The 15,713-nt window shown below is 39.5% G+C and carries 16 protein-coding genes; 6 read left to right on the forward strand and 10 right to left on the reverse strand.

Translation table 11 applies throughout. The features are described from left to right. Positions 1-37 precede the first annotated feature (37 nt). From LEP1GSC199_RS00835 to thyX, 4 genes are read right to left on the reverse strand one after another with little or no spacing between them, the layout of a single operon-like run. A complete protein-coding gene (locus tag LEP1GSC199_RS00835) occupies positions 38-1,333 on the reverse strand; it encodes a protein-disulfide reductase DsbD family protein (protein WP_002976158.1) in 1,296 nt (431 codons plus the stop codon). 10 nt (positions 1,334-1,343) lie between these two features. Continuing rightward, positions 1,344-2,741, reverse strand: a complete 1,398-nt coding sequence (locus LEP1GSC199_RS00840; protein ID WP_002976062.1) for a hypothetical protein — start codon at positions 2,739-2,741, stop codon at positions 1,344-1,346. After that, positions 2,738-3,451: a FecR family protein gene (locus LEP1GSC199_RS00845; protein WP_002975998.1), complete on the reverse strand. Its 714-nt coding sequence runs from the start codon at positions 3,449-3,451 to the stop codon at positions 2,738-2,740. Before LEP1GSC199_RS00845 ends, LEP1GSC199_RS00840 begins: the two co-directional genes overlap by 4 nt. A gap of 48 nt (positions 3,452-3,499) precedes the next feature. Then, positions 3,500-4,423: an FAD-dependent thymidylate synthase gene (gene thyX, locus LEP1GSC199_RS00850; protein WP_002976031.1), complete on the reverse strand. Its 924-nt coding sequence runs from the start codon at positions 4,421-4,423 to the stop codon at positions 3,500-3,502. Positions 4,424-4,515: 92 nt separating this feature from the next. Here thyX and LEP1GSC199_RS00855 point away from each other — a divergent pair, with 92 nt between their 5' ends. After that, positions 4,516-6,393 (forward strand): alpha/beta fold hydrolase, encoded by a 1,878-nt coding sequence (locus LEP1GSC199_RS00855; protein WP_002976092.1) that lies wholly within the window; start codon positions 4,516-4,518, stop codon positions 6,391-6,393. Between the two features lie 13 nt (positions 6,394-6,406). Here LEP1GSC199_RS00855 and LEP1GSC199_RS00860 read toward each other — a convergent pair whose 3' ends face one another. Then, positions 6,407-6,928, reverse strand: coding sequence for an SRPBCC family protein (locus tag LEP1GSC199_RS00860; RefSeq protein ID WP_002976003.1), 522 nt, complete (start codon positions 6,926-6,928; stop codon positions 6,407-6,409). 51 nt (positions 6,929-6,979) lie between these two features. Here LEP1GSC199_RS00860 and LEP1GSC199_RS00865 point away from each other — a divergent pair, with 51 nt between their 5' ends. Further along, positions 6,980-7,453, forward strand: coding sequence for a nuclear transport factor 2 family protein (locus LEP1GSC199_RS00865; RefSeq protein ID WP_002976034.1), 474 nt, complete (start codon positions 6,980-6,982; stop codon positions 7,451-7,453). A gap of 69 nt (positions 7,454-7,522) precedes the next feature. On the opposite strand, the gene LEP1GSC199_RS00870 is transcribed toward LEP1GSC199_RS00865, so the two are convergent. From LEP1GSC199_RS00870 to metG, 4 genes are read right to left on the reverse strand one after another with little or no spacing between them, the layout of a single operon-like run. After that, positions 7,523-7,879, reverse strand: coding sequence for a rhodanese-like domain-containing protein (locus tag LEP1GSC199_RS00870; RefSeq protein ID WP_002976129.1), 357 nt, complete (start codon positions 7,877-7,879; stop codon positions 7,523-7,525). Positions 7,880-7,881: 2 nt separating this feature from the next. Continuing rightward, positions 7,882-8,484, reverse strand: coding sequence for a phosphoribosyl-AMP cyclohydrolase (locus tag LEP1GSC199_RS00875; protein ID WP_002976022.1), 603 nt, complete (start codon positions 8,482-8,484; stop codon positions 7,882-7,884). Further along, positions 8,481-9,779 carry an adenylate/guanylate cyclase domain-containing protein gene (locus tag LEP1GSC199_RS00880; protein ID WP_002976103.1) on the reverse strand — a complete coding sequence of 433 codons (1,299 nt, stop codon included), beginning with the start codon at positions 9,777-9,779 and terminating at the stop codon, positions 8,481-8,483. Before LEP1GSC199_RS00880 ends, LEP1GSC199_RS00875 begins: the two co-directional genes overlap by 4 nt. A 4-nt stretch (positions 9,780-9,783) precedes the next feature. Further along, positions 9,784-11,829 carry a methionine--tRNA ligase gene (gene metG, locus LEP1GSC199_RS00885; RefSeq protein ID WP_002975997.1) on the reverse strand — a complete coding sequence of 682 codons (2,046 nt, stop codon included), beginning with the start codon at positions 11,827-11,829 and terminating at the stop codon, positions 9,784-9,786. A gap of 120 nt (positions 11,830-11,949) precedes the next feature. Here metG and LEP1GSC199_RS00890 point away from each other — a divergent pair, with 120 nt between their 5' ends. Beyond that, entirely contained in the window at positions 11,950-12,441 is a 492-nt protein-coding gene (locus tag LEP1GSC199_RS00890; protein WP_415857898.1) for a TerB family tellurite resistance protein, read from the forward strand. Positions 12,442-12,537: 96 nt separating this feature from the next. Here LEP1GSC199_RS00890 and LEP1GSC199_RS00895 read toward each other — a convergent pair whose 3' ends face one another. After that, positions 12,538-13,248 (reverse strand): class I SAM-dependent methyltransferase, encoded by a 711-nt coding sequence (locus tag LEP1GSC199_RS00895; protein WP_002976007.1) that lies wholly within the window; start codon positions 13,246-13,248, stop codon positions 12,538-12,540. A 23-nt stretch (positions 13,249-13,271) separates the two neighbouring features. Here LEP1GSC199_RS00895 and LEP1GSC199_RS00900 point away from each other — a divergent pair, with 23 nt between their 5' ends. The 3 genes from LEP1GSC199_RS00900 to LEP1GSC199_RS00910 are packed head-to-tail and all read left to right on the forward strand — an operon-like array spanning position 13,272 to position 15,692. Continuing rightward, complete coding sequence (locus LEP1GSC199_RS00900) at positions 13,272-13,745, forward strand: TIGR04452 family lipoprotein (protein ID WP_002976050.1); 474 nt, start codon at positions 13,272-13,274, stop codon at positions 13,743-13,745. A 12-nt stretch (positions 13,746-13,757) separates the two neighbouring features. Further along, on the forward strand, positions 13,758-15,005 hold the full coding sequence (locus LEP1GSC199_RS00905; RefSeq protein WP_002976156.1) for a serine hydrolase domain-containing protein: 1,248 nt from the start codon (positions 13,758-13,760) through the stop codon (positions 15,003-15,005). A 3-nt stretch (positions 15,006-15,008) separates the two neighbouring features. Beyond that, on the forward strand, positions 15,009-15,692 hold the full coding sequence (locus LEP1GSC199_RS00910) for an START domain-containing protein (RefSeq protein ID WP_002976155.1): 684 nt from the start codon (positions 15,009-15,011) through the stop codon (positions 15,690-15,692). Positions 15,693-15,713 lie beyond the last annotated feature (21 nt).

Consider the following 15,713-nt stretch of genomic DNA (forward strand, 5'->3'; position numbering starts at 1 on the left):
ATCCTTCTAAATCTATTCCGATTTCCAACAAAAATACTTAAAATTTGGAAATCGCTCCGATCATTCCTTTCGTATCTAAATAATCATTCGATTTATAAACCATCTTTCCCTCTGTGTTGAGGATCAGAAAAAAAGGTAAGCCGATTTTGAGTTCAGGATAGTTCGGATTATTTGCAAATTCTTCAAAGATAGGATCCGTATCATAAACCTTCCAAAGAACAGCTTTATTTTTGAATGTTTCATTCCAATCTTTGTGGCTTAATGTTAGTTTTTGAAACTCTTTACAGTTCGTACACCAGTCTGCATAAAAATCGATAAATATCGGTTTTCCTATTTCTTTAGCAATCCGATACACTTCCTCTTTCGATCGGTGCCATTCCAGATTCCCATGAATTTCTGCTGGAACCGAGTTCAATCCTGCACCCGATTCCCCTTGTGATGGCTGAAATTTAAAAATCGCAGATTGTAAAAGTAGAACGAGAACAAGAAGCGAGGTATAGGCACCCAATTGGAGTAGTGAGAGTTTCATTCTTTCGCAAGGAAGACCCTCTTTTTTTTGTAAGTAGAGAAAGGTCAGCGCCAAAGTCCAAATAAGAAATACTTTGGCTGACAAACCCGAATCCAAACCCCAAAGGGCAAATGCCTTTTCTAGATAAGTATAGGAAAAATATAAAATGAGTAGAGAAAGAACCCACTGGACCGATTTCATCCACTTACCGGACTTAGGTAGGGCAAATCCAAAAACTCCAATCAGCAAAAAAGGAATTCCTAGTCCCAAACCAAAAACAAACATTTTTAATGCGGTGAAAAGGATCGGCACGATACGAATCCCTTCGGTTTGATAGGTAATGAGTTGAACAAGAATAGAAACAACCACAGGCCCGACACAAGGTGAGGAAAGAAGTCCAGCACCAACACCAAGAAAGAAAGTATTCGCATAACTAACATTTGCCGGGTTTCTCAAATCTCCAGAGAAAAAAGGAAAGTATAAAAACTCCGCTACACTGAGTCCCAAAATAAAAAGTAAAATAGAAAGGACCACTTGGGTTTCTGGGTAACGTAAAAAGGAATTGAATGCCCCTCCGCTAAGACCTGCGATCAGCCCAAATACTGCATACATGGATGCAAGACCAATATAATAAACTAGTGGATGAGACCATTTGTGTTTAGAAACACGAGATTTTAAAATTCCTGCGGTGATAGGATACAACGGATAAACACAGGGCAAAAGCCCCGCCAGAAGTCCCCCTAAGGCTAAAAAGAAAAAACTTACGATAGAAAAAGAACCAGAAGACAACTGGGACTCAATAAAGGCTTGGATTTCTGATACCATATACTCTGTCTTAGAACGTAGCTGTGGCTTTCAAAACAATACTTCGGTCCAGTCTTCCATATTCGGAGATCGGATGCGAAACCGGTTTTGAAAACTGTTCTATATATTCGACACGATTTGATGCCTCTCCGGTACTGTCTACATACCATTTATTTGGCTCTCCTCTCGAATCAAAAGAGCGCACTTCAGTGTATCCCAAAGCCAGCCGAGCTGATGGAGTAAAGAACCATTCTCCAAAGATTTGGCGGGTAATATAATAGGATTGATTGGAATAGAGAGGATCTGTAGTGCCTGGTTTGAATCGGAGCCAAGGTTCCCTTTCCACTGTTTCTGTGGCTCTTAGACCCGGTGCCGGTCCTCCTGTGGCAATTTCTCCACGAACGACAAGGCGAAGGGTTCCATTACCGAGACCAGCCCAAACATAAGCCCCTCGCCCAACCGATTCGGGCACCATAGCGGCTGGTTGGTAAGGCGCTAGACGATCCACAATCCGACCGCCGAGTTGTTTTTTTACCATTCCTCCCAATCCTAAATTGAGAGTTTCTTTCCAAACCAAATGGGATTCGACTGCAATGACTTGTTCCTGGTTGAGAGAAACACTCCCCTGTTTTCTGGTGGTTGGATTTCCATCACTTCGTAGGCAACTTGTTTTTCCTTCCCTACATTCGTCACTCGCATAACCAAATGCATTCGACGCTCTACCTAAAAGATGGATTCCTGTTTTTAGATTTTCTGACCAAGTAGGTTCCCATCCTAGTTTTCCAATGACATCGTATCCTGTGTTGGTAGTGTTCTGGGTATTACGATAACCTTCTCCGTTCACAACTGCTGTTTGGACAGAGAAGGAATTCCAACGAAGTATATAATTAATTCCGAGATCCACCGGATCTTTTGCAAAACCCATGGACTCTAATGGCGATTTATCAAAGTAACGCCAATCATAGTTTCCTGACCAAACGGAAAACATATGAGGTAGTTCAAACATCCCAAATTGAATTTGGTGTTTTGTATTTCCTAGTTCAAAGGTCTTTGCAAGATTTGCTCGCCTAACTAGAAATACATATGGATTGGATTTATTGCCAGTACCGGCCAACGTGTCGTTGGTAAGAGCATCGTTACGAAGAATTTCACCCCAAAATTCTGCTTTTATGCCTGTGTTTTCCCATTCTTTAGAAATAGAAACCATCGTCCAGGGAAGTGAAAATCCAGCTTTGTCAGAGGGGGATAAATCTGTGGTTCCGGAGGCTTTGTCTCGAATGCGGTAGGATGCAGTGGGTGTTAAGATGGCACCTAGTTTGAGTCCATAATAACCATCAGGTTCGTCTTTTTTAGTTGTAACAACTTCTTCACCAAAGATTGGATAGGTGAAGAAGCAGAAAAGTATAATGAATCGGAAATTTATTTTCACTTTTTACCGTAAGTTTCATCCGGAGTAAAACTTGTATCTTCCCAACCTACTGGTTTGTGGCAAGGAAGGCATCGAGATAACATCGGCATCTCTTTTCGTTTTTCTCTAAACTTGATGGTAGCACCTTCTTTGGTGATTATATCTTTGTAATCATTTTTTTCTAAATCTGTGGCTCCCATTTTCAAAGCTCCACCACTTCCTTTAGCAAAATCGGAACCATTGATATTCACAAGACCTTCACAAACGCAAGTGTAACCTTTTTTTTCCTTCTCTTCGAAGAACACACCAAAGGCTGTCCCGCGGACACCGGCAGTTGTCGTAGGAGTGGATACTTCAAAACTTCCTTTTTTAAAGTTACTGACTCGAAACCAGGCTGCACCTTTTTCCACATAGGCCTTTGCAACCTTTTTGTCAGAATTCCATTCTTTCAAAGTAAAATCCGTGTTAGGTTGGATTCGGATTTCAGTTTCTTGGTAAAGAAAATCTACTTTGGATCCGTTTCCTGTTTTGATTCTGTCTCCAGGTTTTAGGATGTCGTTTACTTTGAGTGTCTTCCAGAGTTTGGAAGAATCGGAAACGGAGAGAAAACTCACCTTTCCGCGAGTAAAAGTTGCTACGGCAAATTCTTCCGCAGAAAGGGAAACACTGATCAGGATTAAGGAAGAAAGGGTTAGAAGGATTCTGAGGCTCATAATCCCTCTAACAAACATAAGGAAAAAAATTATCAACCGAATTTATAAATTCGGTTGTAGCTTAAATTACCAAGGAATAGAAAATCCCATATCTTTTAATTTAGATTCCAATTCCTCACGTTCTCGACTTTTTTTAGCGGTTGATCCTTGCTCATCCAGTAACCCTAGTTCTATGGCTTTTTTCTTTGCCCCATCTTTTCCTGAGGTATTGAGTGCATGAATGATTTCGGTATCATATTTGGTTAAGTTTACGGCATTCAAACGGTAGTCGACAAATGCCTCCCAAGCATTGGGAACCCATTTTTGTACAATTTGTTCTCCGATGGTTTTTGCAAAAAGTCGTATTTCTAATTGTGCATGGTCATCCATTCGGAGTGCCAAAAAATGAAGTAAATTGTGAAGGTCGACTTTCCAATATGCTTCTGTATAGGTAGCCAGAGGTAAATCCTTCCTTGCTTGTTCCCTGGCCACACCCATCTCTAATCTTTCATTATAAATATCAGTAGCAAACTTTTGAAACTCTGTTTCTTTTTTTGTTAGGTGGTCACCTTTGGATAATTCTAAATATCCGTCACTGCCTTGTTTGTTTCCAACGGATTGGACTCGCCATTCGCCCGGGAGAGTGGTTTGAGCAGAATCAATGGCTACGGAGTAACGCGTAGAGTATTCGTTGACATTTGCCATACGGTGGCGAATCCACTGACGCCATGTGTCCATAGGAACGCGAACATGTAGCTTTAGTTCGCACATTTCGAAAGGAGTGCTATGACGGTGGCGCATTAAATAACGAATGAGGCCTCGGTCTTCATTTACCTTTTTTGTTCCTTTTCCGTACGAAACGCGTGCAGCCTGAACGATCGATTCATCAGATCCCATGTAATCAACGAGTCTGACAAATCCATCGTCCAAAATCGGGAATGGTTTTCCCAGAATGGAGTCTAATTCGGGAACGGATACTCTTGAAATGGATTCGAAATCAGATTGTTGCATATTAGCTTTATTTTTTAGTTCACAGGCATATGAAAAGTCGAAAATAGAGTTATGGCGTACCGTATCGCCATCATAAATAGAAAGGATGCTAAATGGCTCTTGAAGAAAATTCGCTGGAAGATCGTTTGATCAAAATTTCCACCAGGGACAGTAATAAAAGTCTCATGGTGAGTCCGGACAAAATCTATATTTTTCCGGTTCCAAAAACAACGTTTCAATTTTTGGAAAATATTTGGCAATCCTTCACAAATAAAATGGTTTCTTTAGTTGACTTCAACGATGATCCCATTTTCAACTTTTCGATTTTTGAAGTTATCGACCAAGATGAAATGAAAATTGTGGCTACAGCCACTCACTTCAAATTAAAGGAAATTGCGGAACGCCGCCGAATTCCTGGCATTGAAGAATACATCAAAAAATCGCGCCCCATCCACTTGGGAGATCCTCGGAACGAGTCTGCTGGATTCATTCGTAAGTCCATCATTGATTTTAACAAAGGCCTAAGACCTGAAGTCATTTTTGTGAATTTGAAAGAAGAAGAAGTTCATCCTGAGAAAAAAGTTTTACTCTCAGAAACAATGAACCATGCGATTGGAATTCCTCTCTTTGTGAACGAAAACCCCATTGGAATTTTGTGGGGGATTACTAAAGATCCAATTCCGGAAGATAAAATTCGTCCACTCACTCTCCAACTTTATTCTTTGTTTGATGTGATTGAGTTCGTTGTCGCAAAAGAAATGGAATCGGGCAACGACCATTACATTGCCCAAAAAAATATCGAAAAGGCCGATACCGTTTCTAATTCTAGAAACTTATTTTATACTACAACCAAAGACCAAAAGGAACCGGTCACATCTATTATCTTCAAATCCCATCAGTATAACATTGAATATAGAATGGATGCATCTTTTATCATACCAACTACTGATGGTTATGCGGTTTCACTTAAAAGTTTTACTCCAGAGAAACTAAACAATACAGGTAAAAATCTTTTGCTGATCCCTGGTTTTTTCTGCCGGCGTTCTGTCATGGACAAACTGGCAAAAGAACTCGCATTAAAATATGGATATCGCGTTTTCCTTATGGATATGCGTGGTAGGTCTAGACAAACCATGCCGAAACATGGTCGAAAAGAAGGCTGGACTGTTGATAATTACATCCAAGACGATTTTCCGGAAATTTTGCGTTGGATTCGTTGGCACTATCCGAGTGAAAGGACCGTTGTACTCGGTCACAGTATGGGGGGAATGATTCCTCGTTTTTATGTATCTTCGTATGAAAAAATCAAAGAACTAAAAGAAGAATTCAATTTACCGCAACCAGAAGAATACATTGCAGGAATTGTTTCGATCACTTCGCCAAACTACATCAGCTTAAAATCCAACTTCATTGGTCTTGATACATTGAAACGAGGTTTCAGTTTGCTTCCCCATAAAATGATTTCCGATATGATTTTGAGTATGGCTAGTTTTTCTATGCAAGCCACAATCCAAACCATTGACCTAAAGAAGTTCTTTAAATTGATTTTAAACCTTCATTCTAGTTTGCGAAGTTTTAGTTATAATATTGGAACCAAAGTTCTAACGATCAAAGACTTTGTGGGTTATAAAGAAATCACACCGCCAGAATGGTATTTTCTCATGGAAGATGTGTTTTGCGAAGAATCGGTATCAGTGATTATGCAATTTTTCCAAAGCCAAATCTCCAATGAAAGGAGTTTCTGGTCAAACGATGGTCGCATCAATTATACCGAAAACTTTCTAAATAATTTTAATATGCCCATTTATAGTGTGGTGGGAACGGTAGATAAAATTGTACCCGAAGAAAGTCTTACAGAACTGAAAGACCTCAAATCAGAAAACAAGGTGATCACTTATTATGAACAAGGCCACCTTGGAATTATCTTTCACGGAGAAACGGTTAGAAAAATTTGTAAAGGGATCGATGAGTGGATCCAAGGATTAAAATAGTTTCGCTATTCCCCTAACGCCCGCTAAACCGGTTGTGAATGAGTTCCATCTCTTTTTGGAGGGTGGCATCACGACCGGCAAGGAAATAGGCTCCTCTGACGGGAATGCTTGTGATCTCGGAATCTTCCGTGATAGTCACAACAGTTCCTGGAATCTTTGGTTCCAAACTGTACGTCCAAGACCCTCGCATTTTAAAACTCGCATCTGTTAGTTCAATTTTCCAACGTTTGTTGGGAATGGACTCGCGAAGTTCAAAGATCATATACCCGCCCATATCGGGTGTTTCTTCCCACTTCGTCGGTGTTCCATCCGGTTTGGTTTCTAAAACTTTGATAGATACCACTTCCTTTCGTCGATTGGGAAGGTCTTGGATATCGGTAATATAGTTCCAGATGTCTTCTGGTTCTGCCTTCAGCCATTCACTGGTTTCCGAGTGGAATTTGGGTTCTTGGAAGTAACCGACCGCTAAAAAAAGAACAACGAGCCCAATCAGCAAAAAACTAGTTCCAAAGGAGAAGAGAAGAATCCGTTTCATAACTTTTTTTCTTGCTAAGACCGGGATAAATCAATCATAATCTTTCCCACAATGCATGCAAATGAAGAGTTGATTCAAAAGTTTTACACAGCCTTCCAAAACAAAGACGGACAAACCATGGTGGGTTGTTACCATCCAGATATTGAATTCCAAGATCCTGCTTTTGGTTCCCTCAAAGGAAAGGAAGCGGGGGCTATGTGGCTTATGTTAATCGAACGAAGCCAAAATCTAACCATTCGTTTTTCTAATATCAAAGCGGATGACTCGAGAGGTTCTGCTGATTGGGAAGCGGACTATAGTTTTAGTAAAACTGGTAGAACGGTCCAAAATAAAATCCAGGCGAAATTTACCTTTAAGGAAGGAAAGATCCTCTCACATAAAGATCACTTTTCTATGTGGAAGTGGTTGGGAATGGCGATGGGCCCTGTTGGTTATCTACTCGGTTGGTGGCCGGCTCTCGGAAACAAAGTAAAGAAAGAAGCATTGACTGGATTACAACTATATATGAAACGAAAAAGAATGTAGGTTTGTTTTTATAGGGAAGATCTCTTCCCTATAAAATATTTCGAAACCTTCCTAATACAAAGGATTCACTTACGGGTTCGGCATATTGGAGAGTCCACCCGCATTGATGACATCAGTGTAACCAACGGACTGTAAAAAAGATTTGGCACTTCCACTGCGACCACCGGAAGCACAATAGACTACGATGGAACGGTTTTTATCACCAAATGCATCCAGACGTTTGGAAACTTGGTCTACAGGGATATTTATGGCTCCAGGAAAATGCCCTGATTGAAATTCAGCGGTAGTTCGAACGTCCACCACGAGAGCCCCAGCATCAATTTTCTCTTTCAGTTGGGACTGGTTTGCACCTAACGAAGTTTTCAATTTATAAACAATAAAGACAACACAAACGAGAACTAAAACGATTAGAACGATTCGATTCAAAACTAAACTCCTACTTTATTAAGATAGACGAATGAAATGGAATCATTCGGCCCAAGCTCACGAAAAAAACAAGAATAATACCCCGTGTGGCAAGCAGCTCCAATTTGGCCTGCAACATATTGAATAAAAAATGGATTGGAATGTACATAGATCGCAGATAAATTCTGCAAGTGACCTGACTCTTCCCCCTTCACCCACTTCCCATTCCGAGACCGACTATAGTAAGTACCAAGACCTGATTCCACTGCTGACAAAAGACTTTCTTTTTTCCCCCAAGCCAACATCAGATCCTTCCCAGATAAATCTTGGGCGAGAAACGGAGAAAGTGGCGGAATGGTTTCTAAAAAGGACTTCCAGTCTTCATCCGAAAATCTCAATTTCCCAGATTCCCATAACAAGAGTTTGTTTTCCGAATTGAAACTAGGATCAATTTCTAATAAAGCATCTTCATCACAATCAACAAACAGTCGTTTATTGCTAAAATCAAAACCGTCCACAAAATCTTGTGCTAGTTTGGAACCAACAACGCGTAAATTGACTTCTTTCGAATCCATAGAAGGTTTGGAAATGATTGTAATTTCTTTTCCTGTCGGAAGTTGGATCATACACTTGTCTCCACAGATAAAATTTCTGTAGTTTTAGTTTTTCCACGAAGGGATAAAGTCCCCATGGATTTAATTTTTAGATTTTGTCGAAATTCAAAAAAAATCTGATCATACAGTTCTTTTGATATAAGAAAGTTTTTCTTTAAATCCTTTCCCAAAGATTCCAGTCTACTCGCAGCATTGACTGTATCTCCGATGACTGTGTATTCTAGTCGTTTCTCCACACCGACATTGCCGACAATCACTGGCCCATAATGAATTCCAATCCGAATGGAAATTGGTTTTTCTCCAATTTTTTCACGATTCTGGTTCCAGAGAGATAAGGCTTGTAACATGGCAACACCTGCCTTGGTCGCATTCGTTGCATCTTCTTTGGTAGGAAGGGGAGTTCCAAAAGTAACCATCATTCCATCACCGATAAACTTATCAAGTGTCCCCCCATGATTGAAGACCACATCTAACATAAAACTATGGTATTCAGAAAGTAAAGACATGGTCTTTTCGGGTCCCAGAGTTTCAGAAATGTTTGTAAAATTTGCTATATCACAGAATAATACTGCGACGGTTGATTCTTTTCCCCCTGGTTTAAAAAAATCATCCCCAGCTTGGCCCATTTGGTTAGCAACATTAGGCGAAAAGTACCTAGAAAGTTGAGTCATTTTTATTTCGTTAGTGACTGCAGTGAATACAATTCGCCTAACACGGTATGTGAGGTAGGCTAAAAAAAATCCGAGAACCCCAATGATCCCCATAGACATTATGTAATTATTTACATGGGCTGCAGGACCAAGGAAAGCTTCTTTAAAACTCTCTGTGCTAACGAAACGAGGGTCTTGTTGCGCATAAACTAGAAGTCCTGCCTGGCTAATGACCACCCCCAATGCATAAATCATCGGGTAAATGGGCTGGATGCTAAACGCATTCATTACCAAAGTTCCAGCAATGATAAAATGTAAGTATGTTTTGATTAAATAGGTTCTAGGAACTTGCGACTCTCCTCCCACAGCATTGTACCAAATGAATGGGAGGATAGTGATGATGAATAAATCAATCACAACACAAAACAATCCAACAAAAGAGACAAACTTCCCTTGTTTCAAAAACTTAGACAGAATATAAAGAACTACATTTAAAGCTAAGGAAATAGAAGTGATGGTTAATATTTCAAATAAAGTTTGAGCAACAAAGAAGGTGGCAATGGTGAGGAGCGAAAAGATTATAATTTTTCCATATAGGCTAAACTTAATCCCTTCAATCTCCTTTTCCCGTAAGATTTGTTCCGACTTTGTTGGCATAAATTTATTTTAAAAGATCACCGGGATTTGCATCGCGATCAGGAACAAATAAAGACAATGTTTTATCTTTTCCTGATGCCAGTAACATCGCTTCCGATAGGCCGAATTTCATTTGGCGTGGTTTTAAGTTGGCAACCACCACCACTTTTTTTCCGACCAACTCTTCGGCTGTATAACTGGCTTTGATCCCAGCAAATACATTTTTGATTCCCTTTTCTCCCAAGTTTACTCTCACAAACAAGAGTTTGTCGGCCCCTTCGACGGGATTTGCTTCGACAATGTGACCCACTCGAAGTTCGACCTTGGAAAGTTCATCAATAGTGATATATCCGTCTTCCGATACAGTTGCAGTATTAGAATCGGAACCAGAGGTTTTACTCTGTTCAGGTTTAGATTTTTCAGGATTTGCTTTTTCAAAAGCTTCTTTCGTTTCTTCTATCATAAGTGAAATATTTTTTTCCTCAACGCGTTTTGATAACATTTGGTATGGCCCAAGGACTTTGTTCTCCAAAGTCTCGGTAAGATTTAAAAAACTCAAAGTCGGAACTTGAAATAGAGATGCCAAAGAACTCACGATGTTTGGCGTTACCGGAGCCATATACGTAAACAAAATTTTAGCACAGTTTAGAGACGTGGTCACCACCTCTCTTGCTTTTTCGACATCCGTTTTGATTAGGTTCCAAGGAGCATAATCATTTACATATTTATTGACTTTATCGCCGAGTCCTGTAATTTCTCGCATCACCTTAGAATAGTTACGCGAACTAAAAGCTTCTCGAATTTCTGAATCTTTCGAAAGAAGTTCCTGGACGAGCAATTTTCCTTCCAGAGAAAGAGCACCTAACTTTCGATCCATTTTGTCCAAGATAGACGTGGAAACTCGAGATACTAAATTCACTAGATTTCCAATCAGGTCGGAATTGACTCTGGATACAAAATCATCAAAAGAAATATCGACATCTTCCATTCCAGAACCCAATCGACAGGCAAGATAAAACCGAAAATGTTCAACATCCAAATACTTTGCGAAGGTAGAGGCATTAATAAATGTCCCTCTTGATTTGGACATCTTCTCGCCGTTGACAGTTAAAAATCCGTGAACGTTTAGTTGGGATGGGGTTTGGTAATCGGATCCCATAAGCATTGCAGGCCAAAAAAGGCCATGAAAGTATAGAATGTCTTTTCCTATGAAGTGGACTATTTCGCCCTTTCCTTCTTTCCAGATTTCGTTGAACTTCTTTTCATCTTTTAAGAAGTTTAAAGCTGAAGCCATATACCCGATAGGTGCATCCAACCAAACATAAAAATATTTGTTTTCTTCTTCGGGAATTGGAAATCCAAAATAAGGGCCATCCCGACTGATGTCCCATTCTTGTAAGCCAGAGGTAAACCATTCCTTTAGTTTTTTCTGGGCTCCTTCATTCAATCTACTTTCTCCTTCAATCCAAGTCTGCAATTGGGATTGGAAGTCTTGGAGTTTGAAAAATAAATGTTTGGATTCTTTGAGTACTGGTGTTGTTCCACAGATAGAACAATAGGAATCTTTTAAATCTTTGGGAGAGTAACTTGTTCCGCAAACTTCACAAGAATCGCCGTATTGGTCTTTCGCACCGCATTTTGGACAAGTCCCTTTGATAAACCTATCAGGAAGAAACATTTGATCATGTTCGCAATATGACTGTTCAATGTTGCGTGCAACGATATGACCCTTTTTCTTTAAGATGAGATATATGGATTCTGAGAATTTTTTATTTTCTTCTGAATTTGTCGTATAATAGTTATCATACGAAACTCCAAAAGCAGTTAGATCTTTATAGTGTTCCTTCTGTACCTCTTCAATCATGGACTCTGGAGTTTTGCCAGCTTTTTTTGCGGCAATCATGATCGGAGTTCCATGTGTGTCATCGGCACAGAAAAAATAACAATTGTTTCCTACTAACTTTTGGAAACGTACCCAGATATCTGTTTGGACTGCTTCCAAAACATGTCCTAAGTGGATGGAACCGTTGGCATAGGGAAGAGCACTCGTAACTAGTATGTTTTTCGACATAGATTAATTCCAGTTTCCTGATTCGAAGTTCCAATTCAGCCCATTTTTGGGAAAAATCAAGAAAAGAGTAAAAAAATGAAGTTGAACAGAGAATCCAAGGCAATAAAATTCCTGTTTGTTATGGCAAAGAAAATCGTTCAAAATTTGAAACAAGTCAAGGGTAACAAAAACAAACATCCAGAATCGATCCAGTCGACTCTGGACATAGAAAGTGACCTTCACATTGAATATGCCAAAGTCCTTCTTAGTTTGTGGTCGTATGCTTGTAATGCAGATGGTCAATTTAGAAAGAAAGAAGGGGATATCGTAGGGGAACTAGTCAACGTACTATTTGAACCCGATTGCCTTCTCAGTGGATTCCAAGCCCAGAAAAAACCAGTTTTAGAAATTCTTTCAAAGACTTTTGAAAATCCTCTCCCGATGAAAACCATTACTAAAGTTGTTTTGGATAACGACGAGTATGCGCTGAATTTCTTTGAAGATGCCGTTTGTATTGTTGCATCTGATGGTTCTCTTAACCAGGAAGAAATCCTATTTTTGGAAGACCTAGCCACAGAATTAAGAATCAGCCATATGGATAAAGTCAGAGTCGAAAAGAAATACCTTACTTAAGGTATTTCGTCCCTCTGAATTCCTGTTTCGAAACTCAAAATCTAATGTAAGATATCGGTTATTGGTAAACCTAAAAATACCGACCCTTACTCACATTCAATTTCTTTGCTTAGAATAACAGATCCAATGTCTGTCAGAGATTGGTTCTAAATTCATTTTTGTATCCAATCGAACAATCTCTAACATTTCTTTCACTTCTTCAATTCGATAAGCTGCGAGTAAACTATTGTAAAAATCTTTTTTAAGAATTTCAAATTCTTCATTCGCATAATGTTTGGTTAGCTGGTTTGCACTAAAGAAAGAATCCGGTCTCATTAAATCTGAGATAAAGATAAAACTATCTTGATGGATAGACCTTTGCACAGCAGCCCAAAATTCAAATGGATCCTGTAGATGATGTAATAAAGAATTTGAAAATACTAAATCGTATGGTGATTCGGGAACAAAGTCCTGAATGAGTTCTTTTTTAAAATCAATTTTATTGTTTCTTTTTTTAGGAACCATTGTCTCGATACGTTTCTTACAAAGATCTATCATGAATTCGGAACCATCCAGAAATGTAAAATTCGCCATAGGAAATTGTGAATACAACCGAGAAGACATATCCCCAGGGCCACAACCTAAATCCAAAATGGATTCTGGTGCAAACCTTTGAGGAAGTCTATCTTGAAATTTACGAATGAGAAAGGAATGTGCAGTTTCAAAGTCAGCTTTAGCATAAGACTCTACTTGGATAAGGTCTTCCATAAGTTCTGGCTCAGGAATCCGAATCATGTGGTGAAAGGAAAAGTTTACAGATCGTTTCATTCTCTATTAAGGATAAAAATCTCATGAAACAAGTGTTTCTAGCCATTCTTTTCTTTGTCTTTTTGACAAATTGTATGCTTACAGAAGGAATTGGAATTCCTACTTATGGAGCTATCAGGGGCTCTGAGGCAAAAAAAAGAATTTCCGAAGCAATATTTGAGGCAGAAACAACAGCTTCCGCATTCTGGCTTTCCCAGTCAGGAATGAAGGGCGGGCAAGGTCCCATCTCACCCCTCCTCATTATCAATGGATTTCTGACCCAAATCCTTTATTCCTATGTTTCTGAGGTTAATGATAATGATTCTTATATGGAAACTTCTGTTTTAAAATGCGAGTCAGATATACGCACCAAAGGTGCTTTGGTTTTAGGATCTGTTTATGACAGTTTAACAACTGTTGGGGGAGTTGCCAGGGATGCATCGTTACTTCCCGAATTTGCCTCCTGCGACTTAGAAAATACAGGAAAGATCATTACTATAGAACCTATCCGTTTTTAAATGAGGAATGTTATGAAATCTGCTTTTTATATATTATTAATATCACTTTCTTCCTTTGTTGTATTTTCCAATTGCAACAAATCTGTTTCAAAAGATAAGAATGCACAATCATTACTTTTGGCGGGTATCGCAGGTTCTTGTTTTACCATTGATTCCTGTTTTGATCAATATGTAAAAACTACCGATGAAGGTGCCAGTTTTCAAGTTTATGACCAATCGGGTAACAAAATTTATGCGAGACAATCCGTATTAGATTATAATACTTACCGTCCGATTGCATCTGGATCCAAATGGGTGACTGCAATTACTGCCATGCGGGCAATAGATTGTAATACCAGTAGTGTTACCTTTGCTAATTGTGGAACAGTAACGACAAACACTTGTGTTACCGGTGGAGCTCTCTCACTTAGCCGAACGACTGGAGACATCCTCGGATGGACAGGTACCAAAGGAACGATCACTCTTCGTCAATTGTTATCTTTCACTTCGGGTCTGAATGCAGGTGGTGGGAATGGATCGGGGCAAGTGAGTTGTATTTCCACATTACCAGTGGGTGCCACCGGCACACAAAAAGACAGTTGTGTCAATGAAATCCGAGACCAATCGACAGGAACACCTGGTGCCCTATACCAATACAATTCCAACCATATGGCAGTCGCACAACGTATGTTAGAGGTCTCCTGTGGAAAAACTTGGGACACAATCTTTACTCAACTGATTGTAAATCCTTTAGGTTGGGACGCAAGCCAAGCTGTTTGGCGAGGCAATTATAGAACTGCTGAGGTTACGGATGGAAGTTTGTCAGGTGCCTTTGGACTTTCGATCTCACCTGAACATTATGCTCGAATGCTAAATGCCCTCTTGACCAATGGAACTGCGAAAAATTCCTCGGGCGCCAATATCGCTAATTTTCTCTCCACAACATCGGTAACGGAAATTTTAGCTGACCAATACAATGGAGCAAAGATTGGATACTCACAATTCTCTGCTTTTGGTTACCGATGGCAATACGGACTAGGCAACTGGCGGTTTTGTACTACGACAGATATACCGGCTGAATGCGATCGTGACCTCATTTCTCATAGCATTGGAATCAATGGATTCTTTCCATGGTTAGATAAAAATCGGAATTACATGGCGATCCTTGCTGTAAATAATATAGGAAGAAAAAATGGATTGAGTTTGTTACCAGCTTCATCAACCTCATTATTCTTTGCAGAGACAGTGAGACCACTCATTCATTTACAAATAGGCAGGTAACCCATGACAAAAAAACAAATCCTCACACTAACCTTGGTAGGAGTTTCCATTCTATCGAGTCTATCTACACTCATTGCCCAAACACCTGAATGGTCGGAATCCAAACGAAAAAAAGGAATACAAGTTTTGACACGCCCTTTTGCCGGTTCTAACCTTGATGAATTTTTAGGCCGAACGGAAGTAGATGCCTCCATCTCTCAAATTGTTGCTCTACTCACTGATTCTGCATCCTGTAAAAATCTTTACCACCAATGTAAGGAACTAACGCTCCTTTCAGGAACAGAAAAAAAATCAGTTATGTATCTCAGAAATGGTGCTCCTTGGCCTGTGAATGATCGTGATTTGATTATGGACCGAGGTTTTGAACAAAATGAAAAAACATTGGCTACTGTAATGAAAATTAAACGTTTAGATTCTAATGCTCGCCCAGTTCCTTCCGGTGTCACTCGTATGGAAAACTTCGAAGGTGTTTGGCGAATCATTCCACTTGCAAATGGAAAACTAAAAATTGAATACCAAGCACATTTTGAGCCAGGTGGGTCAGTACCACAATCCGTAATCAATTTGGTTTTAACAGATACTCCTTATGAATCGCTTCTCAATATACACAAGTTAGTTGAAGAGGGAAAACATAAAGATACAAAATTTGATTGGATCAAAGAGCCAACTAAAACAAATTCAAATTAACTATCCGTCATAAGTTTAAGG

This window comes from Leptospira vanthielii serovar Holland str. Waz Holland = ATCC 700522 (genome assembly GCF_000332455.1).
Lineage (GTDB): Bacteria > Spirochaetota > Leptospiria > Leptospirales > Leptospiraceae > Leptospira_A > Leptospira_A vanthielii.